The sequence below is a fragment of the Bradyrhizobium sp. Y36 genome, assembly GCF_002531575.1.
Lineage (GTDB): Bacteria > Pseudomonadota > Alphaproteobacteria > Rhizobiales > Xanthobacteraceae > Bradyrhizobium.
Genome location: NZ_NWTI01000004.1, coordinates 285,875 through 308,000, shown reverse-complemented (window position 1 = coordinate 308,000; position 22,126 = coordinate 285,875). Strand labels below are relative to the sequence as shown.

Here is a 22,126-nt window from a genome sequence, read left to right as displayed (position 1 = left end):
CTAGGGTGCGGCAAAACGGACCAATTTGGTATGCACGAGCTCATTCGCGACATCACTCTCTGTATTCTGTTTGCCTGGATGCTGGGCTTGCTCGCCCATTTCTCCCGGCAACCGCTGATACTGGCCTATCTTATCGCCGGCTTTTGCATAGGTCCATTCGGCGCCGGCTGGGTCCATTCGCAGGACTCGATCGGCGTCATCTCCGAGCTCGGTCTGATCTTCATGCTGTTCATGATCGGGCTGGAGATCGACCTGAAGAAGATCGTGCGGGCGGGAAAGGTGATCCTGTTCGCGGCGGGCGGCCAGCTGGTCGGCGGCTGCCTGCTCGGGGTCCTGTTTTTCGTCGGCATCGGCCTGTCGCTCGGCGGCGGGCATTTCGATGCCGTCTATCTCTGCGTCGCCTGCGCGCTGTCGAGCACCGTGATCATCGTCAAGGTGCTCTACGAGAAGCGCGAGCTGGACACGCTGCCGGGGCGCATCACGCTCGGCGTGCTGGTGCTGCAGGACATCTTCGCCATCCTGTTCCTGGCGGTGCAGCCGAGCCTCGCCAATCTGCAGGCCAGCGTCATCCTGCTCTCGATCGGCCGGGTCGCGGTGCTGGTCGCCGCCGCGCTGCTGGTCAGCCGCTACGTGCTGCCGCGGCTCTTCCACCAGATCGCCCGTCGTCCCGAGCTGATCCTGCTCGGCGCGCTGGCCTGGTGCTTTCTCGTCGCCGAGACCGCCGAGCGGCTGTCGCTGTCGCGCGAGATGGGCGCGCTGATCGCCGGCGTCTCGCTCTCGACCTTTCCTTACGCGCTCGACGTCACCGCCAAGGTCACGACGCTGCGCGACTTCTTCATCACCCTGTTCTTCGTCGCGCTCGGCATGACCATTCCCGTCCCGGGCCTGTCCGTGATCGGGCTGGCGCTGATGATCGCCGCCTTCACGGTGGTGAGCCGCCTCGTCACCACCTTCACGCCGCTCTATCTGATGAAGCAGGGCCTGCGCGCCAGCCTGTTGCCGGCGCTGAACCTCGCGCAGATCTCGGAATTCTCGCTGGTGGTGATCCAGACCGGCGTCGCCGACCACCACATCGCAGCCGAGACGGCGAATGCCGCCTCCTTCGCCTTCGTGGTGCTGGCGGTGCTCTCGACCTTCGCGATGAGCCGCAGCGACGAGATCACCCGCTGGGCGATCGGACCCTTGAAGCGGATCGGCCTGCGCGACCTCGACCACGGCAACGGTCACGGCGAGGAGGGGCACGAGGGCGGCCATGGCGAGGCCCGCCGCATCGTCATCCTCGGCTTTTTCCGTGCGGCGAGCGCGCTGCTGGCCGAGATCGAGCGGCAGGCGCCGGTGCTGCTGGAGCAGATCACCGTGATCGATTTCAACCCCAATGTGTACCAGACGTTGCTGTCGCGCGGCCTGCACGTGATCTATGGCGACATCAGCAGCGCCGATACGCTGCTTCATGCCGGCGTCGGCAAGTCCGAGATGATCATCCTCAGCGTGCCGGATGCGTTATTGAAGGGCGCCAGCAACGAGAAGCTGGTCCGTCACGTCCGCACCCTGAATCCGACCGCCATGATCGTTGCCACAGCCGACCTGCTGTCGGACGTGGACGAGCTCTATGCGGCAGGCGCCAGCTACGTCACCGTGACCCGGCTCAGCGACGCTCATGAGCTGTTTACCGTGATCGAGGCCGCGCAGGCCGGCCTGCTGGCCGACAAGCGCGCCGAGCTCGACCAGCGGCTTGGCGAGCGCCGCGAAGTGCTGCCCTGACGGGGACCGGCCGCTTCCGCCCCGGCAATCCGCGCTTATATCCCTGGTATCTTCGGTGCAAGCCCGCCGCAATTGGGCGGGCCTGCCCGCGGCATATGCGGTTGCGTCCAGGACACTAGCGCGGGGCCCCAAGTCCGGCTAAGCCTCCCGCCCATAACCGATAGAGATTGGGACATGCCCGATAGCGTCCAGGAAGTCTTGCAAGCCTTTGCCCGGGGTGAACTCGTGGTCGTCACCGACGACGACGACCGCGAGGGCGAGGGCGATTTGATCGTCGCCGCCTCGCTCTGCACCGCCGAGAAGATGGCCTTCATCATCCGTCATACCTCCGGCATCGTCTGCGCGCCCGTGACCACGGAGGACGCGCGCCGCCTGCGGCTCGATCCGATGGTGGCCCATAACGATTCCGCGCACACCACCGCGTTCACGGTCTCGATCGACTACAAGCCCGACGGCGGCACCGGCATCTCGGCCGAGGAGCGTGCCTCGTGCTGCCGCGCGCTCGCCAATCCGAATGTCGGCGCCAACGATTTCGCCCGTCCCGGCCATATCTTCCCGCTGATCGCCAAGGACGGCGGCGTGCTCTTGCGCTCCGGCCATACCGAAGCGGCCGTCGACCTCTGCAAGCTCTCCGGCCTGCCGCCGGTCGGCGTCATCAGCGAATTGATGAACGACGACGGCAGCGTGATGAAGGGCGAGCAGGTCGCGCAGTTCGCGGCCAAACACAAGCTGAAGCACGTCACCATCGCGGACATGATCGCCTATCGCCAAGCGCGCGAGAAGCTGATCGAGCGGGTCTCCACCTTCGTCACCGAAAGCCCGATCGGACCCCTGCAGGGCTATGCCTACCGCTCGCCGTTCGATTCCATCGCCCACGTCGCCTTCGTCTATAACGGCGTCGGCGACGGCAGGAACGTGCTGACGCGCTTTCACAAGCCGAACATCGTCAAGGACATCTTTACCGGCCACAAGCGCATGGCCGCCGTGCTCGAACATTTCAAGAAATCGGGGCGCGGGGTGCTGGTGTACTTGCGCGACGGCGCGGCCGGCGTTCCCGTGGCGGCGCTGCCGGACGAGTCGGCAACGGAGGCCGACCGCAACCGCCAGTGGCGCGAAGTCGGCGTCGGCGCGCAGATCCTGCGCGATCTCGGCGTCACCTCGATCCGGCATCTCACCTCCTCGGTGCACGACTACAAGGGCCTGTCGGGCTTCGGCATCGAGATCGTCGCCAACGAGCAGCTCGAGAGCTAGCGCCGTCGCGCCGGGGCGAGCGGCGCACGTCTCCGGGATTCACGCAGACCCGTACATCTGCAACGCAATTGCACTTGTTGCCGCGGCGCTTTAGTTTGTCGGGCAATTCTTGACGGAACCAGACGCGAAAGGACGTTTCATGAGCGTGCGCCCCCAGGCCAAGGACAAGCCGGCTGCGGCCTCTTTCCAATGGGACGATCCGTTCCTGCTCGACGAGCAACTGACCGAAGACGAGCGCATGGTGCGCGACACCGCGCGCGCCTACGCGCAGGACAAGCTGCTGCCGCGCGTCACCAAGGCCTATCTCGAAGAGAAGACCGATCGCGAGATCTTCAACGAGATGGGCGAGCTCGGCCTGATCGGCATCACGCTGCCCGAGGAATATGGCTGCGCCAATGCGAGCTACGTTGCCTACGGCCTCGTCGCGCGCGAGATCGAGCGGGTCGATTCCGGCTATCGCTCGATGAATTCGGTGCAGTCCTCGCTGGTGATGTATCCGATCTACGCCTATGGCGACGAGAACCAGCGCAAGAAGTACCTGCCCAAGCTCGCCAGCGGCGAGTGGGTCGGCTGTTTCGGCCTGACCGAGCCCGATGCCGGCTCCGATCCGGCCGGCATGAAGACCCGCGCCGAGAAGGTCGCGGACGGCTATCGCCTCACCGGCAGCAAGATGTGGATCTCGAATGCGCCGATCGCCGACGTGTTCGTGGTCTGGGCCAAGTCGGCCGCCCACGACAACCAGATCCGCGGTTTCGTGCTGGAGAAGGGCATGAAGGGCCTGTCCGCGCCGAAGATCGGCGGCAAGCTCTCGCTGCGCGCCTCCATCACCGGCGAAGTCGTGATGGACGGCGTCGTCGTCCCCGAGGACGCGCTGCTGCCCAACGTCTCCGGCCTCAAGGGCCCGTTCGGCTGTCTCAATCGCGCCCGCTACGGCATCTCCTGGGGCGCGATGGGCGCCGCCGAGGACTGCATGCACCGCGCCCGTCAGTACACGCTCGACCGCAAGCAGTTCGGCAAGCCGCTCGCCGCCACCCAGCTGGTGCAGAAGAAGCTCGCCGACATGGAGACCGAGATCGCGCTCGGCCTGCAGGGCTCGCTTCGCGTCGGCCGGCTGATGGACGAGGGCAAGTTCGCGCCCGAGATGATCTCGATCATGAAGCGCAACAATTGCGGCAAGGCCCTCGACATCGCCCGCGTCGCCCGCGACATGCATGGCGGCAACGGCATCTCGGCCGAGTACCACGTGATGCGCCACGTCCATAACCTCGAGACGGTCAACACCTACGAGGGCACCCACGACGTCCACGCCCTGATCCTGGGTCGTGCCATCACGGGCATTCAGGCGTTCTTTTAGTCGCCGCGGAATTCCGTGGTGGCTGCATTGCTCCGCTGTCATCGTTCGCCTTGTGCGCAGTTGCGCACTGGGGCGGACGATCCGGTATTCCAGAGACCTCGCTTTCACCTCAGGCGCCACGGCGTACTGGATACCCCGCCTTCGCGGGGTATGACGGCAGAGAGTGTTGGCGGCACGTACAGGAAGTCCCATGTCCGACAATGACGACGTCCCGTTCAACCGCGACTTTCCGCTGAAGCCGGGCATCGTCGAGGAAGTCCGTCCGGGCGTGCGCCGCGTGCTCTGCAACAATCCGAGCCCGTTCACCTTCACCGGCACGGTCAGCTACATCGTCGGCACCGGCAACGTCGCGATCATCGATCCCGGTCCGGACGATGCGGCGCATGCGGGAGCGCTGCTCGAGGCCGTGCGCGGCGAGACGGTGAGCCACATCTTCGTCACCCACACCCATCGCGACCATTCGCCGAATACCGCGCGGATCAAGCAGGCGACCGGCGCACCAGTCTATGCCGAGGGCCCGCACCGGGCCTCGCGCCCGCGCTTCGAGAGCGAGAAGCACAATCCGGAATCCGGCTCTGACAGGGACTTCGTGCCCGACATCAGGATCTCCCATGGCGACGTCGTCGAAGGCGACGGCTGGCGGCTCGAGGCCGTGGCAACGCCCGGGCACACCGCCAATCATCTGGCCTTCGCTTGGCCGGAGCGAAAGTTCAATTTCGTCGGCGACCATGTGATGGGCTGGTCGACCTCGATCGTGGCGCCGCCCGATGGCTCGATGATCGATTACATGGATTCGCTCGACCGGCTCGCCGCCCGCGATGAGGATCTCTATTTCTCCGGCCACGGCCCGGAGATCCAGGAAGGCCAGCGTTTCGTGCGCTTCCTGATCCGTCACCGCAAGGCGCGTGAGGCCTCGATCCTGCACCGCCTCGCCAAGGGCGAGACCGACATCCCGACCATGGTGCGCGCGATCTATATCGGCATCGATCCGCGTCTCACCACCGCGGCCGGTTACTCGGTGCTGGCGCATCTGGAAGATCTGGTCGCGCGCGGTGTCGTGGCGACCGACGGCGATCCCGTGATTGGCGGGACGTATCGGATGGCAAGCTAACCTCGTCATTCCGGGGCTCGCGAAGCGGGAACCCGGAATCCATCGGGCCGCAACATTTGTCGATGAATGGATTCCGGGCTCGTGCTTCGCACGCCCCGGAATGACGGCTGGGCCTATTTCTTCACCGTCTTTGCCGGCGCCTTCGGCGGCGTCACCGGCGTCTTCTTTACGGGCTTGAGCGCATCGGCATCGGCGGCGGTGTTGAGATCCTCGATGAATTTCTTGACGCGCGCGGCGTTGCTGCCGAGATCGCTGTCGAAATTGCGCGAGGCCGAGCGGATATCGACGCGGGAATCATCGCCGTCCGCCACGAACCTCATCGAGATGTCCTCGCGAAACCCCATGATCGGCGTGCGTGCCACCGCCTCGATGCGGCCGATGCGGCGCGGCGGCTGCGGGGCGCGCTCGTCGATGACGATCCATTTGCGCTTGTTGACGAGCTGCAGCGCGATCGCATAGGCGCGGTCGACGGAAATCTCGAGCTCGACGGGCTCGATATCAGGGTAGAAGTGGCGCTGCTGCTCCGCCGAATAGAGGCCGGCATAGACCGCGGGGTTGGCGCCCTCGCCGGTGCGCAGTCGCGCCAGCGCCTCGAAACGCGGCGGATCGATCGGATCGGTGGTGATGTCGTAGATCGCCGGCAGCTTGCGATATTGCAAGGCCAGATAGGCTGGATAGGCCAGGATCGCACCGTCGATCAGGAAGGCGAGCAGGATGCGCGCCATGCCGCGCGAGCCGTTCTGCCAGATCGCGGCAAAGCCGGCGAGCCCGAACAGGATCGAGAGGCCTGATATCGCAAGGCCGCCGAAGAAGGTCGCAAGCGCCGGCTTCGGCTCCAGGAAATCGAAGCGGACGATGATGATCGAGACCACCACCGCCACCACCGCGAACACGGCCAGATTGCGCGCCCAGCTGGCGAGGCTGGACACGGGCTCCGACTGATAGGGAGCGGAAAACCTGCGGGCCATCGGGTGAGCTCTGCCGGGGCTTCTGAAGAGGTGCCGGCCGACGCGGCGCGACGATGAGCCGTTGAGACCACGGCCCGGGGGCAAATTCAAGGGTGGGGGCCGCTACTCCCGTCATTCCGGGTTCGATGCTTCACATCGCCCCGGAATGACGTTCGAGCGATGGACTTACGCCGCCGCGTTCGGGAAGCGGTAGTCCTTGAACTGGTCGCGCAGCGCCGTCTTCAGGATCTTGCCGGTCGCCGTGTGCGGAATACCGTCGACGAAGGCGATGTCGTCGGGCATCCACCATTTGGCGATCTTGCCGTCCATGTAAGCCAGGATGTCCTCGCGCGTGGCCTGCTGGCCTTGCTTGAGCTGGACGATCAGAAGCGGGCGCTCGTCCCATTTGGGGTGGAACACGCCGATCACGGCGGCTTCCGCCACGGCCGGATGGCCGACCGCGAGGTTCTCGAGGTCGATCGAGGAGATCCACTCGCCGCCGGACTTGATGACGTCCTTGGAACGGTCGGTGATCCGCATGTAGCCGTCCTCGTCGATGGTCGAGACGTCACCGGTGTCGAAGAAGCCCTCCTCGTCGAGGATGTTGCTGTCGACGCGGTAATAGGCCTTGGCCACGGCGGGGCCGGAAACCTTGAGGCGGCCGAACGTCTTGCCGTCCCAGGGCAGCTCCTTGCCGGCATCGTCGGTGATCTTCATCTCGACCGCGAAGGGGGCATAGCCCTGCATCTGCAGCACGTCGAGCCGTGCATCGCCCGTCGCGTTCTGGAACGGCGGCTTCAGCGCCGCGACGCTGCCGATCGGGCTCATCTCGGTCATGCCCCAGGCGTGACGCACGTTCGATCCCATGTCGAGGAAGGCCTTGATCATCGAGCGCGGCATCGCCGAGCCGCCGCAGATCACCATCTTCAGGTCCGGCAGCTTGAGGTTATTGGCGGACATGTGCTGGAGCAGCATCAGCCACACCGTGGGCACGCCGGCGGTGTGCGTCACCTTCTCGGTCGAGAGCAGCTCGTAGACCGAGGCGCCGTCGAGCTTGGCGCCGGGCATGACCAGCTTGGTGCCTTGCGAGGGCGCGGAGAAGGCGATGCCCCAGCTGTTGGCATGGAACAGCGGAACCACCGGCAGCATTGTCTCGGACGCGCTGGTGCCGAGCGCGTCGACATTGTTGGCCATCAGCGCGTGCAGCACGTTGGAGCGATGCGAATACAGCACACCCTTCGGATCGCCCGTCGTGCCGGACGTGTAGCACATCGCGGCTGCCGTGTTCTCGTCAAAGTCCTTCCATTTGAATTGGCCGTCGGCCTCCGCGATCCAGTCCTCGTAGGCGACGACATTCTTCAGCGTGGTCTCGGGCATATGCGCCTTGTCGGTCAGAACGACGTAGCGCTCCACGCTTCCCAGCTTGTCGGCGATCTTCTCCAGGACCGGAACGAAGGTGAGGTCGGTCATCACGATGCGGTCCTGCGCATGGTTGATGATCCAGGCAATCTGCTCGGGGAAAAGGCGGGGATTGACGGTATGGCAGATGGCGCCGATCCCCATGATGCCGTACCAGACCTCGAGATGGCGCCAGGTGTTCCAGGCGATCGTGGCGACGCGGTCGCCGAGCTTGATGCCGTCGCGCTCCAGCACCTGCGAGACCTTGAGCGCGCGCTTGTGAATTTCGGCATAGGTGGTGCGATGGATCGGTCCCTCGACCGATCGCGTGACGACCTCCTGCTTGCCGTGAATCCTGGCGGCGTGTTCGATGATCCGGTGGCAGAGCAGGGGCCAATCTTGCATCAAACCAAGCATTCCGACGTTCCTCCGAGAAGTCGCTGGGCGCGTTGTCGCTCTCAGCGTTGGGCCAAAGATTGCCATGAGTTTTAGCCTGCCGGACTTTCGCCGCAAATGGTCTTGTCGCGGCTATATGTCCGCTGGCGCGGCAATGGTTACCGCTGCGCTCGGGCTGTCGCTCCTGCTCGCCGAGAGGGCCGAGGCGCGAAAATATAATTCGCCGCTGGACATTTTCGGCATTGCCGCGCCACGGCCGCACAAGGCGGTTCATGCCGCCCGGATCCCGCTCCCCAGGCCGCGCCCCGAGGAGGCGCCCAAGGCGCAGGAACAGGCCCCGGCCGAGGCCGAGGGCAAACCTTCCTCCGACAAGGCGTCGGCCGATAAACCGGCCGCCAACAAGCCCGCCGAGGCCGCGCCGCCGCCCGAGAAGCAGGCTTCGGCCTGCCGTCTGGCGCTGACCGAGGAGATTGCGATCGCGCCCTCCATTCCCGACATCCGCGGTCCCGGCGCCTGCGGCGGCGAGGATCTGGTGCGGCTGGAGGCCGTCATACTGCCGGACAAGCGCAAGGTGACGGTCAAGCCGGCGGCGATCCTCCGCTGCACCATGGCTTCCGCCATCGCCGATTGGCTGCGCAAGGACATGGTGCCGCTGGCCACCAGCCTCGGCACGACCATTGGCGAACTCGACAATTTCGACAGCTTCGAGTGCCGCGGCCGCAACCGCGTCGCCGGCGCGCTGCTGTCCGAACATGGCAAGGCCAACGCGCTTGACGTTCGCGGCATCAAGCTCGCCAACGGGCAGTCGATCGGCCTGACCGACCGCACCATGCCGCGCGAGGTGCGCGAGCGCGTGCTGCACTCGGTCTGTTCCCGCTTTTCCACCGTGCTCGGCCCGGGCTCGGACTGGTACCACGAGGACCACATCCATCTCGATCTGGCGCAGCGGCGCAACGACTACCGGATCTGCCAGTGGAACGTCTGGGAGCCGCTGCCGCAAATCGCCCCGCTATTGCCGGCGGAACGTCCGGAGGAGGCGCCCCCGCGCGAGGTCGCGGCCAAGCCCGAGACCAGGGAAGGCGCTGACGAGGAGGCGGAGAAGGCACCCGCGCCCGCGGAGAAGCCGGCGGCCGAAGGCAGCAAGTCTCAGCCGCACAAGCCGGCAACAAAAAAGCGCCGGTGAAACCGGCGCTTTTAAATCTCGGAAATCAGCAAGCGATCAGTAGCTGCCCGCCTGGCCGGTCTGGCTGCTGCCGAGCGCCAGCCGCGAATTGTAGGGGGAGTCGCCGTGCTTCGGCTCGAGCACGACCACGATCGTGCCGACCTTGACGCGGTCATAGAGGTCGATCGCGTCCTCGTTGGTCAGGCGGATGCAGCCCGACGAGATCGAGGCGCCGATATATTCCGGCTGGTTGGTGCCGTGGATGCGGAACAGCGTGTCCTTGCCGCCGGAATAGAGGTAGATCGCGCGCGAGCCCATCGGATTGTCCGGGCCGGGCGCGACATAGGTCGGCACGCCCAGGCGCGAGATCTCACCCGGGGTCGGGTGCCAGGCCGGCCACTCGGTCTTGCTGCCGACCTTGGCGATACCGGACCAGGCCATGGCTTCTTCGCCGACGGTGATGCCGTAACGGATCGCCTTGCCGCCTTCCTGCACGTAGTAAAGGTAATGGTTGTCGGAATCGACCACGATCGAGCCCGGCGACTCCTTGCGGTGATAGTCGACGATGGCACGGCGGAACGGCTCCGCAACCGGGGTGTTCTCGTAGCGGACCTTGGCAAGCAGTTCCTTGTCCTTCGGCTTGAAGGCCTTGGTGTCGGTCGCCTCGAAATGCGTGGCCTGCATGCAGCCCGACAGCATCAGGCCAGCGGCCAAAATCCCAAACGTAACTTTCAGCGACGACATGGTTTGGTTCCAATCAAAACAATACCGTGCGGAATACCTGAGCTTAACGCCCAAGTTCCTCGACTCCGTTAATCCCATTATCGTTGAAATCTGCCACAATTCCAGCACTGAAGCCCTTTTCCCGCGCTGCGAGAGCTTACCTGTGGCTTTTCTGCCGCAAATTTTGCGGTCCCGTGAAGATTTTTGGGCTACGGGAGCCGGACTGTCGATTCCGTGCCACAGTTGAGCCATGGCGCTGCCACAAATGCAAACGCTTCCTTAATGCAGATGTCATCGTGAACTGGCCAGAATCGCGCTAAGGGCTGTCATTCTGTCGCAGGTACTGTCGGAGTCGTGCATGTTTTCGGTGTTTGTTCCCTCCGAGTCTGCCCTGAAGAAGGTCGTGGTCGAGGATCTCGCGGCATTGCCGGAAAACGCGGTCTGGATTGATCTGGTCAATCCCAGTGCGGCCGAGGACAAGGCGGTGGAGCGGCTCGCGGGCATCGCCATCCCGACCCGGGAAGACATGCAGGAGATCGAGATCTCCAGCCGTCTCTACATCGAGAACGGCGCGCGCTACATGACCGCGACGCTGATGTGCCACTCCGATACCGACATGCCCAGGACCACGGCGGTGACCTTCATCCTCGGCGACCACCGCCTGGTGACGGTGCGCTACGATTTGCCGAAGCCCTTCGCCCTGGTCGAGGCCAAGCTCGCCCGCTCCTGCACGCCCTCCGTCACCGGCGAGACGGTGCTGATGGAGCTGCTGGACGCCGTGATCGACCGCTGCGCCGACATCCTGGAGCGCTGCGGCGCCGAGATCGACCAGGTCAGCCACGACATCTTCGAGCCGGAGAGCGAGCGCCACGGCCACGCCAAGCAATATTCCCAGATCCTGATCTCGATCGGCCGCAAGGGCGACCTGACCTCCAAGGTCCGCGAGAGCCTGGTCTCGATCGGCCGCGTCGTCGCCTTCCTCTCGGCGGTGGTGGAGGGGGTGAAATGGTCGAAGGACATGCGCGAGCAGCTCAAGACCATGCAGCGCGACGTCGTCTCGCTGACCGACCACGCCTCCTATCTCTCGAGCAAGATCACCTTCGTGCTCGACGCCATGCTCGGTGTCGTCAATCTCGAGCAGAACAACATCATCAAGCTGTTCTCGGTCATGGCCGTCGTCCTGATGCCGCCGACGCTGATCGCCTCGATCTACGGCATGAACTTCAAGGCCATGCCGGAACTCGAATGGGTGCACGGTTATCCGATGGCGCTGGTGATGATGCTGATCGCCGCGATCGTCCCGTACTGGATCTTCAAGTTCAAGAAGTGGCTGTAATACTACCGAGACCTTACGCCGTTCGCAGAGACACGGTGGTTGGTGTCGCAGAATAGAGCGGGATTGCGGCCGCGCGGTGATGAGTGCTCAGTGCCCCAATTCCTCCGGTAAAATTTGAGCGGTGGGCTGAACGTTTGCGCGAAACTTGTCTGCGATAAGCAGTGCGTAGCCGCGAGGAACAACCATGGTTGAAAAACACATAACGTCGCCCCGCAACGTCATCGACCTGGCGAACTATCGTCAGGCGATGACGAGCGGCAAGGCGTCGTCGATGTCGGTGCGCATGTGCCGGCACTGTGGTGCTCCGCTGCTCGACGGTGAGAACGACGACGACTGCTCGACCGCATTCAGCACGGCCGCTCCGCGGCCGCGCGACAGGTCGCGTCGGATTCGAATCGATTGAGGAACGGAAGGTAAGGGCGATCCAGGTCTTGCGGCGGCGTTGTCTGGATCGCCTTGCTTCCCTCAGCACTATTCCAATTGCGTCATTGCTTCGCTTGCGCCGCCGCTCCTTGAGCTTCGGCGGACAAGCCGCTCGCAATGACGGTGACACCTACACGTGCTGGCCGCCGTTGATGTGGATCTCGGCGCCGTTGACGTAGGAGCTGGTGTCCGTGCACAGCACGTAGATGATCTTGGCGACCTCGTCGGGCGTGCCGAGGCGGTGCATCGGGATCTGCTGTTCGACGATTTTCTCGGTGCCCGGCGACAGGATCGAGGTGTCGATCTCGCCCGGCGCGATCGCATTCACGCGCACGCCGACGCGGCCGAAATCGGACGCCATCTCGCGCGTCAGGGATGCGAGCGCGGCCTTCGAAGTGGCGTAGGCGGCGCCCGCGAACGGGTGCACGCGCGAGCCGGCGATCGAGGTGACGTTCACGACCGAGCCCTTGGCCGCCTTCAATTCCTCGATCAGCCCGCGCGCGATCATGATCGGCGCGAAGAAGTTGACGTGGAAGACGTGCGTCCAGGTGTCGAGATCGGTGTCGACCGACCCGAGGCGGGAGCCGCCGGGGCCCTTCGGCGAAATCGCGGCATTGTTGACCAGCGCATGCAGCGTGCCGCCTTCGAGCCGGTTGCGGATGTCGGAAATCGCGCGCGTCGTATCCGCGGGGTTGGCGAGGTCGACCTGGATGTGGTCCTCGGGGCCGGCGTCCCACGGGCAGTCCTCCGGAAACGGATGCCGCGAGCAGGTGATGACGCGCCAGCCCGCGGACGAGAAGCGGATCACGGTGGCGTGGCCGATCCCGCGGCTGGCTCCGGTCAGGAGCAGCGTGCGGCGCGGCGCATTGGACGAATGCGGCATGGACATCTTTCAGGTCGGCCCAGTCTTACGGATACATCCGCGTCTTGGACCACGGTTGGCCGGCCGCGTCACGGCGAAATTCGATGCGGTCGTGCAAGCGGAACGGGCGGTCGTGCCAGAACTCGATCCGCGAGGGGGTGACGCGCCAGCCGCTCCAGCCCGGCGGCCGCGGCACTTCCCCGATGACGTGTCTGGCCGCGACTTTCGCGATGGCTTGCTCGAAGGCGAAGCGGCTCTCCAGTGCCTCGGACTGCTTGCTCGCCCAGGCCCCGATCTGCGCCTGCTTCGGCCGGGTGGCGAAATAGGCGTCGGCCTCGGCGTCGGTCACCGGCGTCACGTTGCCGCGGATGCGAACCTGACGGCGGAGCGACTTCCAGTGAAAAAGTAAAGCGGCCTTAGGATTTGCGGCGAGTTCGCGGCCCTTCTGGCTCGCGATGTGGCTGTAGAACACAAAACCCTCGGTATCGAAGCCTTTCATCAGCACCATGCGCACATCAGGCAGGCCGTCAGGGTCGACGGTTGCCAGCGCCATGGCGTTCGGATCGTTCGGCTCACTCTTGATCGCCTCGTTCAGCCAGCTCTCGAACAGCGCAAATGGCTCGTCGGCGGCGGTGAAATCACCGGATGTTAAGGGTGTCTGGTGTTTCATCGAGGTCGTGTCGGTCATGTCTGGAGTCCGAGTTGCGTCCCGCGGCCCAAAACGCGTTGTTGTCCGCTACCGCCCTATATAGGGCATGGGGACGCGTTGGCCTATCGGCGATGCGGCCGTCCGGCGTTGTCCTGACGATCATTCTCATCGGGCTCGGCACCGGCGGCTGCAGCTTTTCCCGCGGTGACAAGAGTGCCTACGCCAAGGCCGACGACAGCGACCTGACCGGCTCGATTGCGACGCCGGCCAAGGACGCCCCGCCGACCGAGACCGATCTCGCCTTTGCCCGCAACGCCGCCTCCGACGTCCTCAGCAAGGGCGACAAGGATTCCAGCCAGCACTGGGAGAATCCGGACACCGGGGCACGCGGCTCGGTGACGCCGATCGCGCAGTCCTATGCCGCCGAGGACGGCCGCAAATGCCGTGATTTCCTGGCAAGCTACGTCAACGGCAAGACCGAGAGCTGGCTCCAGGGCGCCGGCTGCCAAAGCAGCCGTGGCCGTTGGGAGATTCATACGCTAAAGCCGTGGCGGAGCTAGGATTCGCTCGCCTGACTAGTTGCAAAAATGCCACTCCGCCCCCACATGGACCGCAGGTGGGGCGGGGAGCCCTTGGAACAATTCGATATCTTGAAGGAGACGTGACGGATGCGCGACCCCTATGAGGTCTTGGGGGTGCCGCGGAGCGCCAGCGCTGCCGCGATCAAGAGCGCCTATCGCAAGCTTGCCAAGAAGCATCATCCCGACAGCAACAAGGACGACCCGAAAGCCGCCGAGCGCTTCTCCGAGATCAACTCGGCGAACGAGATCATCGGCGATGAGGACAAGCGCAAGCAGTTCGACCGCGGCGAGATCGACGCCGAGGGCAAGCCGCGCTTTCAGGGGTTTCCGGGCGGCGGCGGGCCGCGCGGCCGCGCCGGTCCGGGCGGGTTCGAAAGCTATTCGTTCCGCTCCGGCGGTGGTCCCGGCGCGGGCGGCGGCGCGTTCGAGGACATTCTCAACAGCATGTTCGGCGGCGGGATGCGCGGTGCGCGTCCCGGAGCAGGCGGTGCCGGGCAGTTCGAGTTCGACACTGGCGGGGTCGGGCTCGATCTCGACGTCAACGTCGCCATGTCCGTCTCGCTGGAAGAGTCGGTCAAGGGTGGCGAGAAGCGCGTCCGCTTGCCGACAGGCAAGGAGCTCAACGTCAAGATTCCGGCTGGCGTCACCGAGGGCCAGCAGATCCGCCTCCGGGGGCAGGGCGAGAGCGCACAGGGCCATCCGCCCGGCGACCTCCTGATCACGATCAACATCGCGCCGCACCCGTTCTTCAAGGTCGAGGGTGCCGACCTCAGGATCGACCTGCCGGTCGCGCTCTACGAGGCGGTGCTCGGCGGCAAGGTCCGGGTGCCTACCCTCGGCAATGCCGTGGAGCTTTCGGTCCCCAAAAACACCTCCAGCGGCCGGACTTTCCGCCTCAAGGGCAAAGGCCTGCCAAAATCTGGTGGAACCGGGGATCTCTTCGTCACCATCAGGATTATGCTACCGGATGGGAACGACGCCGAGCTTGAAGCATTGATGGAGAAGTGGCGGGACCAACACCCCTACAATCCACGTAGCGGGCTCGGCTAGGCGTTCGAACTAAAGGGGTTCTCCTAAAGGCCTAGGGCATCGTCCTGGAGATGATGCCCATCATATGCCTGAGGCGTGGTAGCGCTTCACGAATTCGACGTGTCGGCTGTCCGGCGGGGCAGCCGATAAAAAGGTGCGGCCTCGAGAGGGGGACCAGCGCGGTACCAAAAACCCCAATCGAGGCCGCCCGCGTCGATCGGCGGATCGAACGCTGCTCATTTTCGCGTGATCATCCGGTGCGATAATGAGACGCGCCGATGTCCTGATTCCAAATTTTCAATGACGGAATCTAGGCACCGCGCTCGGGCGGTCGTCTAGGTGCCGTTTTTCTCGGCCTGATCGTAGACGGCCTGCGCCACCTTGGTCAGCCGCTCGCGATCGCCGCCGCCGCTGACGACGTAGCCCACGCCGCGCTCGGCCCAGAACAATGCGCCGTCCTTGTCCGTCCTGGCGTAACGCATTTGCGTCGCACCATTCTCGGTCTTGGCGGTGTAGATCGTGTAGCGCTCGCCCGACGTGCCCTCATACATCAGGAACGACGCCGGACCGTTCGGCCCCGGCAAGAGCCGGCCGCCGACGAGCTTCAGTCCGCTGCCTTCCAGGTTCGGCGCGAACACGGTCCAGCCGCAGCGCCGGGTCAGCCACGCCTGCAGGTGGTCGCGCTCGTTGCCGCCGACCTCGACGGGGTGGCGGACCTCGACGACATAGAGGCGGTGGGCGTCGAGTGCGTCCGCCGTGAAGCTCTGGAAGGTCGAAGGTGCGCTGGCGGCGCCATGCGCGACCCAGCCGGCCGTGCCGCCGGCCACGAAGGCGACCAGCACGGCCGCGGCGGCCCCATAGAGCCATTGCCGCGGGCGGCGCTCCAGCCGCTCGAGCTCCAGCCGTGCCGGCACCGGCTCCTGGGCGATGGAATCGTAGCGGGCGTGCAGCATCTCCGCCATGGTCCGCCAGGACTGCACCCGTTCGGCATCCTCGGGGTGGGCGGCAAGCCAGGCCTCGACATCGGCGCGGCGCTCGGCCGGCAGCTCGCCGTCGACATAGGCGTGCAGTTCGTCCTCGGTCACTGGGATATTGCGGTCGTTCATATTGATCGTCTCTGGCTCTGTGGCCCTAAAAGTCGTTCAAAGCTCAATTTCGTTCGCTGCATCGAAGAACTGCATGCGGACACTACGCGATGCATCAACCCTGCCATCATTTCACCCGCCTGAGCGCCGGGCGCTCGCCCTCCAGCGAGGCCTTGACGTGGGCGCGGGCGCGGGCGAGGCGTGACATCACGGTGCCGATCGGCACGCCCTGGATGTCGGCGACCTCGCGGTAGCTCATGCCCTCCAGCATCACCAGCAGCAGCACCGAGCGCTGCTCCTCGACCAGCGTCGCCAGCGCCCTCTCGATGTCGCGCCCTTCGGCTTCGGTGCCGCTGGCATCCGGGTTGTTCTCCGTCAGCTGCATGAATTGCGGCCGCCGTGCCAGTGAACGCCGTCGATTCTTGTTGAGGTTGGTCAGGATCGTGTAGAGCCAGCTCCTGACATCGCCCCCGAGAAACAAGCGCTCCGAACGCAGCGCCCGCACCAGCGTGTCCTGCACCAGATCGTCGGCCGCGTCCGCATCGCGCGTCAGCGCGCGGGCGTAGCGGCGCAACGCCGGGATCATGGCTTCCACACTCTGGCGAAACGCGCTCATTGCGGTCTTGACGTCCTGATGTCGGGCGCGAGCGCCCATAGCGATCATAACACCCGAATGGAACGGCTATTCCGGCGCTCGAAACAGCGTTAACGCGGCGTATTAGGGCTGTACCGCAGGGGAGGGCTGGTGTACCTCCAGACCTTACCAAGAGTGCGACGGGACGTTCAGAAATGGCGCAGAATTCAGGTCTGATGCAGGGCAAGCGCGGAGTGATCCTCGGCCTCGCCAACAACCGCTCGATCGCCTGGGGCATCGCCAAGGCATGCCACGCCGCCGGCGCCGAGCTCGCCTTCACCTATCAGGGCGATGCGCTGAAGAAGCGCGTCGAGCCGCTCGCCGCCGAGATCGGTGGTCTCGTGCTCGGCCATTGCGACGTCACCGATGCCGCGACCATCGATGCTGCGTTCGCGGTGCTGAAGGAGAAGTGGGGCAAGATCGACTTCCTGGTGCACGCGATCGCCTATGGCGAGCAGCTCGACGGCCGCTACGTCGATACCACGGCAGAGAACTTCTCCAAGTCGATGCTGATCTCCTGCTACTCGTTCACGGCCGTGGCGCAGCGCGCCGAGAAGCTGATGACGGACGGCGGCTCGCTCATCACCCTCAGCTATTACGGCGCCGAGAAGTGGATGCCGCATTACAACGTGATGGGCGTCGCCAAGGCGGCCCTCGAGGCCAGCGTGCGCTATCTCGCCGCCGATCTCGGCGAGAAGAACATCCGCGTCAACGCGATCTCGGCAGGCCCGATCAAGACGCTCGCGGCATCCGGCATCGGCGACTTCCGCTATATCCTGAAGTGGAACGAGAACAATTCGCCGATGCGGCGCAACGTGTCGACCGAGGACGTCGGCGGTAGCGCGCTGTATCTGCTCTCCGATCTCTCGCGCGGCGTCACCGGCGAGGTGCATCACGTCGATTCCGGCTATCACGTGCTCGGCATGAAGCGGCCCGACGCGCCGGATATCTCGTTCGGCGGGAAGGACTAGCGCTAAATCCGGAATGGCCGTGCCCACGATCTACTATCTTCGCCACGGCGAGACCGAGTGGAACGCGCTCGGCAGGCTTCAGGGCACCAAGGACATTCCGCTGAACGCGCGCGGGCGCGGCCAGGCCGTACAGGCGGGCCGCATTCTCGCCGACCTGTTCAAGCGCGAGGGGCGCGACAAGGCTTCGTTGCCTTACGTGTCGAGCCCGCTCGGCCGTGCGCGCCAGACCATGGAACTCGCGCGCGGCCAACTCGAGCTGCCGGTTGCCGACTATGCGCTCGACGACCGGCTGCGCGAGATCGGCTATGGCAGCTGGGAAGGGCTGACGCTGGCCGAGAGCGAGGCGACTGATCCCGACGTGTACGCCCGGCGTCTCGCCGACAAATGGACCGTGGGCCCCGCCGGCGGGGAGACCTATGCCGACGTTCAGGTCCGCGTGCGCGCCTGGTACGACCAGCTGCAGACCGACACCGTCGCGGTCGCCCATGGCGGGACCTGCCGGGCTTTGATGGTTTCGCTCGGGCTGGAGACCCCGGTCAGCGCGGCCGAGCTCTTTATCGAGCAGGGCGCGGTGTACGTGTTTCGCGACGGGCGGCTGGAGAAGTTCAGTTAGGCTCAGCCTTCGTCATTCCGGGGCGCCCCGGATGATGGAACAGGGTTGAATGCAGTGTTTCCGGGCGCTACCACAAGTCAGAACCGACTTACGAGCTAGAGACGGATGTCCTTCAACACCTTCGGCCACATGTTCCGCGTCACCACCTTCGGCGAGAGCCACGGGGTGGCCATCGGCTGCGTGGTCGACGGCTGCCCGCCCATGATCCCGCTCACCGAGGCCGACATCCAGGGCGACCTCGACCGCCGCCGTCCGGGCCAGTCGCGCTTCACCACGCAGCGCCAGGAGCCGGATCAGGTCAAGATTCTGTCCGGCGTGATGGCGCATCCGGAGACCGGGGTGCAGGTGACGACGGGCACGCCGATCGGGCTCCTGATCGAGAACACCGACCAGCGCTCGAAGGACTATTCCGAGATCAAGGACAAGTTTCGGCCCGGTCACGCCGACTTCACCTATGAGGCCAAATACGGCCTGCGCGATTATCGCGGTGGCGGCCGCTCCTCGGCGCGCGAGACCGCGACGCGGGTTGCCGCCGGGGCCATCGCGCGAAAAGTGCTGCCCGACGTCAAGGTGCGCGGCGCGCTGGTGCAGATCGGTCCGCACAAGATCGACCGCGCGAAGTGGGACTGGGACGAGATCGCCAAGAATCCGTTCTTCTGTCCGGACAAGGACAAGGCCGCGTTCTTCGAGACCTATCTCGACGGCATCCGCAAGAGCGGCTCCTCGATCGGCGCGGTGATCGAGGTCGTCGCCGAAGGCGTGCCGGCCGGCCTTGGCGCGCCGATCTACGCCAAGCTCGATTCCGATCTGGCGGGTGCGATGATGACCATCAACGCCGTGAAGGGCGTCGAGATCGGCGCCGGTTTCGGCGCGGCGGAATTGACCGGGGAAGAGAACGCCGACGAGATGCGCACCGGCAATGACGGCACGCGCTTCCTGTCCAACCATGCCGGCGGCGTTCTGGGCGGCATCTCCACGGGACAGCCGATCGTGGTCCGCTTCGCGGTGAAGCCGACCTCGTCGATCCTGCAGCCGCGTCTCACCGTCGATCGCAAGGGGGCCGACACCGAGATCTTCACCAAGGGCCGCCACGACCCCTGCGTCGGCATCCGCGCCGTCCCGGTCGGCGAAGCCATGATGGCCTGCGTGCTGGCGGATCACTTTTTGCGCGACCGCGGCCAGGTGGGGCGCTAGCAAACAATTGTCGTGTCGCGGTACTAGCCCACCGCGCAGCTTGACGATCCCGCAACTTCGTCCGCAAATGCGGACATGCAAAGCTCCGAGCTCCAGCGCATCACCAACTGGCTGATCGACGGCGCGAGGTCGGCCGGGACCCCGGCCGAGATGATCGCCGACGTCTGCGAGCATCTGGTTGCAGCCGGCCTGCCGCTGTGGCGGTTCGGCATCTTCATCCGCACGCTGCATCCTGAAATTTTCGGCCGCAACTTCATCTGGCGGCAGGGCCAGGAGGTCGAGATCGGCACCGTTGATTTCGAGATCCTGGACACGCCCGAATTCGCCGCGAGCCCGCTCCGCATCGTGTTCGAGCAGGGGATCGAGGTCAGGGGGCGCATCGGCGATGCCGACAACGCACGGTTTCCGATCCTTGACGACCTGCGCGCCGAAGGGGCGACCGACTATCTCGCGGTGCCGATGCCGTTTCTCGACGGCTCGGTCCACGCGACGAGCTGGGTGACGCGACATCCCGGCGGCTTCACCGACGATCATGTCGCAGCCATCCGCTCCATCGTGACGCCGCTGGCGCGCGTTGCCGAGATCATCAGCCTGCGCCGTACCGCCGAGATGCTGCTCGACACCTATGTCGGCAACCGCGCCGGTGCGCGCATCCTCGGTGGCCAGATCCGGCGCGGTCACAACGACACGATGCAGGCCGCGATCTGGCTGTCGGATCTGCGCGGCTTCACGGCGCTGTCGGACCGGCTGCCGCCTGAAACGGTGGTCCAGATCCTCAATCACTATTTCGACTGTCAGGTCACCGCGATCCGGGGCCATGGCGGCGAGGTCCTGAAGTTCATGGGTGACGGCCTGCTCGCGGTGTTTCCGATCGACGAATATGTCGGCGATGCCACCCATGTCTGCGCGCGCGTGCTGGAGGCCGCGCACGAATCCCGCGCCAGCGTCGAGGCGCTGGCCTTTCCGGTCGGCGACGTCGTCGAGCGCTTCCGCTTCGGCGTCGCGCTCCACGTCGGCAACATCCTCTACGGCAATATCGGCGGCGGCAACCGGCTCGACTTCACCTGCATCGGCCCCGCCGTCAATCTCGCGGCACGGCTCGAGAAGATCACGAGCCGCCTGGGGCGGACGGTCGTCGCCTCGGAAGGCTTTGCCAAGGCCTGCCGCCACGACTGGCGCGAGCTCGGCGAGTTTCCGATCGCCGGATTCTCGAAGGCGCAGCGCGTGTATGGGCTCGGCGAGGAGACGCCGGTGGTGATGGCGTGACGCGGCGTCAGACGTGACCGTCCGCCGCCGCGCCAACGCGCCCTAGTAAGCCACCTTCATCGCGAGCGTCGCGATCACGATCATGATGGCACCCCCGACGCGCGTTGCGATCTGGGCGAAGGCCATCAGACCCATGCGGTCGGCTGCGCCGAGGATGGCGACGTCGCCGGTGCCGCCGAGCCCGGAATGACAAGCGGTCACGATCGCAGCTTCGACCGGATACATGTTGAGCCATTTTCCGACGAAGAAGCCGGATGCCACCATCGCCAGCACCGTCGTGGTGCAGACGGCGATGTAGCCGGGATTGAACGAGGCCACGAGCTGCTGCCACGATACCAGCAACGTTCCCATCGCGACCAGGATCGCGAAGGTGAGGTTGGTCGACATGAACTTGTTGATCTGGTAGGCGCCGAGCTCCATCTCCGCCGGCAGCAGCTTCGTCAGCTTGAGCGCGACCGCGGCGATGATCATCAGGATCGGGCCGGGGATGCCGGTATGGGGCGCAAGCGCCATGCCGAGCACGAACAGCACGCAGGACAGCACGATGCCCGCGCCCAGCAGCGCAAGGTCGATGGGCTGATCGGTTCGCGCGGGACCGAGAATGTCGTTGTCGCCGGTCTTGACCAGCATGCCCTGACCGTTGAGGTCGCGGCGTTTTTCCCCGAGGCGCGCAAGCAGCCCGGCTGCGACGATGGCAACGACGTTGCCGAGCAGGGCGGCGGGCACCATCTGCGCCACCAGGTCTGCCTGCGGCCGGTGCAGCATCTCCGAATAGGCGATCGACAGCGGCAGCACGCCTTCGGCAAGGCCGCCGCCCACGATCGGGATGATCACGAAGAAGAACGTCTCCTTCGGGCTGTGGCCGAACAGCAGCCCGACGGTAATGCCCACGGCGATCGCACTCAGCGTGCCGACCAGCAGCGGCACGAACATCCGGATGAAGCCTTGCACCAGGACGCGATGGGGCATGCCGAGGATCGAGCCTGCGACCAGACAGGCGATGAAGAAATACTGGAAATTGGCGGTGCGGAAGGTCGTCGCGATCGCCTTGAGCGCCGGCTCCGGCATCAGCCCGTAAGCGACCAGCGCGGCCGGCACGAACAGGCACAGGATCGCGGTGCCGCCGATCCGGTTCAACACCGGAACGGTCTGGCCGAGCTTGCCGAGCAGGAAGCCGAGCAGCATCAGAACCGAGAGGCCGCCGATCACGTCGTTCGGAAGCTTGCCGGTGTAGATGGCGGCCGCGCAAACCAGCACGGCCGCGAGATAGACCGTGATCGGCAGCGGACCGATCCTGAGCGATGCGCGCGCGGACGACGGAGCGGCCTGCACCGTGTCGTCGAGCTTCATGGTGGTGTCGGTCAAGAAAGCCTCCCTCTG

21 protein-coding genes are annotated in these 22,126 nt (G+C 65.3%); 13 read left to right on the top strand and 8 right to left on the bottom strand.

The window, feature by feature from the left end; genetic code table 11:
- Positions 1–30: 30 nt before the first annotated feature.
- From CO669_RS10195 to CO669_RS10180, 4 genes are all read left to right on the top strand, one after another.
- Positions 31–1,761, top strand: a complete 1,731-nt coding sequence (locus CO669_RS10195) for a cation:proton antiporter domain-containing protein (protein WP_097659669.1) — start codon at positions 31–33, stop codon at positions 1,759–1,761.
- A gap of 174 nt (positions 1,762–1,935) precedes the next feature.
- Positions 1,936–3,012 carry a 3,4-dihydroxy-2-butanone-4-phosphate synthase gene (gene ribB / locus CO669_RS10190; RefSeq protein WP_097659668.1) on the top strand — a complete coding sequence of 359 codons (1,077 nt, stop codon included), beginning with the start codon at positions 1,936–1,938 and terminating at the stop codon, positions 3,010–3,012.
- 139 nt (positions 3,013–3,151) lie between these two features.
- Positions 3,152–4,366, top strand: coding sequence for an acyl-CoA dehydrogenase (locus CO669_RS10185; protein ID WP_097659667.1), 1,215 nt, complete (start codon positions 3,152–3,154; stop codon positions 4,364–4,366).
- Between the two features lie 190 nt (positions 4,367–4,556).
- Complete coding sequence (locus CO669_RS10180; RefSeq protein ID WP_097659666.1) at positions 4,557–5,477, top strand: MBL fold metallo-hydrolase; 921 nt, start codon at positions 4,557–4,559, stop codon at positions 5,475–5,477.
- Positions 5,478–5,590: 113 nt separating this feature from the next.
- Here the strand turns inward: CO669_RS10180 and CO669_RS10175 are convergent, their stop codons facing one another.
- Positions 5,591–6,445, bottom strand: coding sequence for a DUF1499 domain-containing protein (locus CO669_RS10175; protein ID WP_097659665.1), 855 nt, complete (start codon positions 6,443–6,445; stop codon positions 5,591–5,593).
- A gap of 165 nt (positions 6,446–6,610) precedes the next feature.
- On the bottom strand, positions 6,611–8,239 hold the full coding sequence (locus tag CO669_RS10170) for a fatty-acid--CoA ligase (RefSeq protein ID WP_097659664.1): 1,629 nt from the start codon (positions 8,237–8,239) through the stop codon (positions 6,611–6,613).
- Between the two features lie 64 nt (positions 8,240–8,303).
- On the opposite strand from CO669_RS10170, the gene CO669_RS10165 reads away from it, so the two are divergent.
- Positions 8,304–9,401, top strand: a complete 1,098-nt coding sequence (locus CO669_RS10165; protein ID WP_097659663.1) for an extensin family protein — start codon at positions 8,304–8,306, stop codon at positions 9,399–9,401.
- Between the two features lie 36 nt (positions 9,402–9,437).
- On the opposite strand, the gene CO669_RS10160 is transcribed toward CO669_RS10165, so the two are convergent.
- Positions 9,438–10,124: a L,D-transpeptidase gene (locus CO669_RS10160; protein ID WP_097659662.1), complete on the bottom strand. Its 687-nt coding sequence runs from the start codon at positions 10,122–10,124 to the stop codon at positions 9,438–9,440.
- Positions 10,125–10,461: 337 nt separating this feature from the next.
- Between CO669_RS10160 and CO669_RS10155 the strand changes: the two genes are divergently transcribed.
- Together CO669_RS10155 and CO669_RS10150 are read left to right on the top strand one after the other, a co-directional pair.
- Positions 10,462–11,439, top strand: coding sequence for a magnesium transporter CorA family protein (locus CO669_RS10155; RefSeq protein ID WP_097659661.1), 978 nt, complete (start codon positions 10,462–10,464; stop codon positions 11,437–11,439).
- Between the two features lie 184 nt (positions 11,440–11,623).
- Positions 11,624–11,842 (top strand): hypothetical protein, encoded by a 219-nt coding sequence (locus CO669_RS10150; RefSeq protein WP_097659660.1) that lies wholly within the window; start codon positions 11,624–11,626, stop codon positions 11,840–11,842.
- 150 nt (positions 11,843–11,992) lie between these two features.
- Here CO669_RS10150 and CO669_RS10145 read toward each other — a convergent pair whose 3' ends face one another.
- Entirely contained in the window at positions 11,993–12,745 is a 753-nt protein-coding gene (locus CO669_RS10145) for an SDR family NAD(P)-dependent oxidoreductase (protein WP_097659659.1), read from the bottom strand.
- Between the two features lie 25 nt (positions 12,746–12,770).
- Positions 12,771–13,412: a pyridoxamine 5'-phosphate oxidase gene (gene pdxH / locus CO669_RS10140; RefSeq protein WP_097659658.1), complete on the bottom strand. Its 642-nt coding sequence runs from the start codon at positions 13,410–13,412 to the stop codon at positions 12,771–12,773.
- 92 nt (positions 13,413–13,504) lie between these two features.
- Here pdxH and CO669_RS10135 point away from each other — a divergent pair, with 92 nt between their 5' ends.
- Together CO669_RS10135 and CO669_RS10130 are read left to right on the top strand one after the other, a co-directional pair.
- A complete protein-coding gene (locus CO669_RS10135) occupies positions 13,505–13,933 on the top strand; it encodes an RT0821/Lpp0805 family surface protein (protein WP_245444258.1) in 429 nt (142 codons plus the stop codon).
- 108 nt (positions 13,934–14,041) lie between these two features.
- Positions 14,042–15,004, top strand: coding sequence for a DnaJ C-terminal domain-containing protein (locus CO669_RS10130; protein WP_097659657.1), 963 nt, complete (start codon positions 14,042–14,044; stop codon positions 15,002–15,004).
- Positions 15,005–15,318: 314 nt separating this feature from the next.
- Here the strand turns inward: CO669_RS10130 and CO669_RS10125 are convergent, their stop codons facing one another.
- Positions 15,319–16,089, bottom strand: a complete 771-nt coding sequence (locus tag CO669_RS10125) for an anti-sigma factor family protein (protein ID WP_097659656.1) — start codon at positions 16,087–16,089, stop codon at positions 15,319–15,321.
- A gap of 106 nt (positions 16,090–16,195) precedes the next feature.
- The gene (locus CO669_RS10120) at positions 16,196–16,684 is read right to left on the bottom strand and encodes a sigma-70 family RNA polymerase sigma factor (RefSeq protein WP_097659779.1); all 489 of its coding nucleotides are present in this window, start codon (positions 16,682–16,684) and stop codon (positions 16,196–16,198) included.
- A 173-nt stretch (positions 16,685–16,857) separates the two neighbouring features.
- On the opposite strand from CO669_RS10120, the gene fabI reads away from it, so the two are divergent.
- The 4 genes from fabI (at position 16,858) to CO669_RS10100 (ending at position 20,746) form a co-directional block, all read left to right on the top strand.
- Positions 16,858–17,673, top strand: a complete 816-nt coding sequence (gene fabI, locus CO669_RS10115; RefSeq protein ID WP_097659655.1) for an enoyl-ACP reductase FabI — start codon at positions 16,858–16,860, stop codon at positions 17,671–17,673.
- A 13-nt stretch (positions 17,674–17,686) separates the two neighbouring features.
- A complete protein-coding gene (locus CO669_RS10110) occupies positions 17,687–18,286 on the top strand; it encodes a histidine phosphatase family protein (RefSeq protein ID WP_097659654.1) in 600 nt (199 codons plus the stop codon).
- Between the two features lie 105 nt (positions 18,287–18,391).
- Positions 18,392–19,480 (top strand): chorismate synthase, encoded by a 1,089-nt coding sequence (aroC, locus tag CO669_RS10105; RefSeq protein ID WP_097659653.1) that lies wholly within the window; start codon positions 18,392–18,394, stop codon positions 19,478–19,480.
- 75 nt (positions 19,481–19,555) lie between these two features.
- Complete coding sequence (locus tag CO669_RS10100) at positions 19,556–20,746, top strand: adenylate/guanylate cyclase domain-containing protein (protein ID WP_097659652.1); 1,191 nt, start codon at positions 19,556–19,558, stop codon at positions 20,744–20,746.
- A gap of 42 nt (positions 20,747–20,788) precedes the next feature.
- Here CO669_RS10100 and CO669_RS10095 read toward each other — a convergent pair whose 3' ends face one another.
- Positions 20,789–22,111 carry a 2-hydroxycarboxylate transporter family protein gene (locus CO669_RS10095; protein ID WP_097659651.1) on the bottom strand — a complete coding sequence of 441 codons (1,323 nt, stop codon included), beginning with the start codon at positions 22,109–22,111 and terminating at the stop codon, positions 20,789–20,791.
- Positions 22,112–22,126 lie beyond the last annotated feature (15 nt).